Raw genomic sequence first — 2,072 nt, 5'->3', positions numbered from 1 at the left:
GGACATCGATAGGCATTACGAAAATGATAAAAAAACTTAAGTCCGTAAAGTAGTACTTTGTATATTAAGTTTATTTTCATTGTATTTGATCAATAATAAACCCTACTAAATTTGTAGAAGCATGTACGATAGTGACCGAAATAAACGCATTCATACTCACGTTGTATTTAGCAATTAAATAAAATAGGGCGTATAGGATGCCAATTAACGAGGCTGAAAAAATATAGTATACATTGTAGTCGTGTGTCAGTCCAAATACGATTGCAGACACGGCTATTGGGACAAAGAATGGAATATGAAGCCATTTTCGGATGAATAGTAGTACCTCAATAATCAGAAATTGATAAAGGAAGGTTTCAAATAGTGGTGCAAAGAGCACCGTAATGGTGAATACAGAAGTTGTTGATAGATCATCTAAATAATCAATATAAAATACTCCATCTCCAGCTATAAAGCTAACGATTCCGCAAAGTAAAAAGGTTACTAACAAACTCGAAAAAATCATAAACAACAAAATAAAATTTCTATTTTTAAGTTTAAAAGACGCTAAAGAGGTATTAATATGCAAGGTGTACATTATCATATAAGTGTCGCTGCTTAAAAGGATTGCGCAGTAAATTTAATTGTCTACACTGAAAAAAAATTTCAGTGGATCAAAAAATATGCTTGTTTTAAATGGAGTGGGGTCTGATTTTTACGAGGAGTGAGATTCGTTAGAATAGGCTGTCGTTGATCCATATTTTATTTGATAAGCATGGAATGGCTCCTCATTTCTTCGCTTTACATCGCCTTCAAAGATTATCCAGGCTCCCAATAGGTAGTATAGAATGTCACCAATATCAATTGTGTAGCTAAACCAATCGATTTAATTTTCGATAACAAATCCAATTAGATTTGCAAATGAATGCACTAATAAAACTGAAAGGTAGGCTTTCATATTTGTATTGTATTTTGCGATCAAGTAATATGTCGCATAAAGAATTCCTATTAATATCATCGATATAATATACAGTACGTTATAGTTGTGAGATATACCAAATGCCAGGGCAGAAACTGATATGGGTACAATATTTGGTATATTTATTTTATTCTTCATTAATAATATAGCTTCAATAATTAAAAACTGATATATAAATGTTTCAATTATAGGTCCTAAAACAACATAGGATATAAAAATTGCTCCTTGAGAAGTTTCCTCTAAAAAATCAGCATCAAAAGCTTTATCATCTATAATATTGATGACTAAAAACGAAAGAATTGAGCTAAAAGCAAAATCTATTAAAACCATATATGTTAACATTTTGATATTGGACTCATATCTATATTTGAATACAAGTTTATCTAATGTGTTGATTGTCAGTTCCATAGGATGGAAAGTGTATTTAATAATGCTATGTATGAATAAATTATAACCATAAACATAATGGTAAAAAAAATAAAAATATGAAATGAGACTTAAAAAAAATAAGAAATAGTCCTTAAATATTTTAAGTCTCATTATCACCTTAAGAGGTCAAAAGCCGTAAACTAGTAAGGCTTTATTTCTCCAATATCCGTCATGCTTCCCAAGGATTAAATAGATAGTATTAGACTTGACGCTAATTCAAGATTCGTATACCTCGATAGAATGGTTGACGACTGTTGCGGGAAAAATCTTTTGATAGCTCATAGGTTAGCAGCTTTATAAAACCTAACTAAGACATCGCATCGAAGTAGTATTCTGTAAAATTATTCCTTCTCACTGAAAAAAAATTTCAGTGGATCAAAAAATATGCTTGTTTTAAATGGAGTGGGGTCTGATTTTTACGAGGAGTGAGATTCGTTAGAATAGGCTGTCGTTGATCCATATTTTATTTGATAAGCATGGAATGGCTCCTCATTTCTTCGCTTTACATCGCCTTCAAAGATTATCCAGGCTCCTAATAGGTAGTATAGAATGTCACCAATATCAAAGGTTCCTATTATTTCTGGGTAGAACAAAGAAAGAATTTCCTGGACGACGAATAGGGTAATGGCTCAATGCTATTAAGTTAAGGAAAAAGGCCTTTTAGGAGCAAAAAAAAAACCGGCTT

The 2,072-nt window shown here is 31.5% G+C and carries 1 protein-coding gene; it reads right to left on the bottom strand.

Annotated elements, in window-relative coordinates:
* Nucleotides 1–865: 865 nt before the first annotated feature.
* Entirely contained in the window at nt 866–1,366 is a 501-nt protein-coding gene (locus tag IAQ59_RS21825) for a CPBP family glutamic-type intramembrane protease (protein WP_209332976.1), read from the bottom strand.
* Nucleotides 1,367–2,072: the final 706 nt, after the last annotated feature.

Origin of the sequence: Lunatimonas salinarum (assembly GCF_017811155.1) — a bacterium.
Lineage (GTDB): Bacteria > Bacteroidota > Bacteroidia > Cytophagales > Cyclobacteriaceae > Lunatimonas > Lunatimonas salinarum.
Note: the sequence above shows the minus strand (reverse complement) of the source record. Positions and strands in the feature narration are given on the sequence as shown.

Bases quoted from the DNA above. Each gene is read 5' to 3' on its own strand.
- IAQ59_RS21825 (WP_209332976.1), bottom strand. From the start codon at position 1,366: ATGGAACTGACAATCAACACATTAGATAAACTTGTATTCAAATATAGA.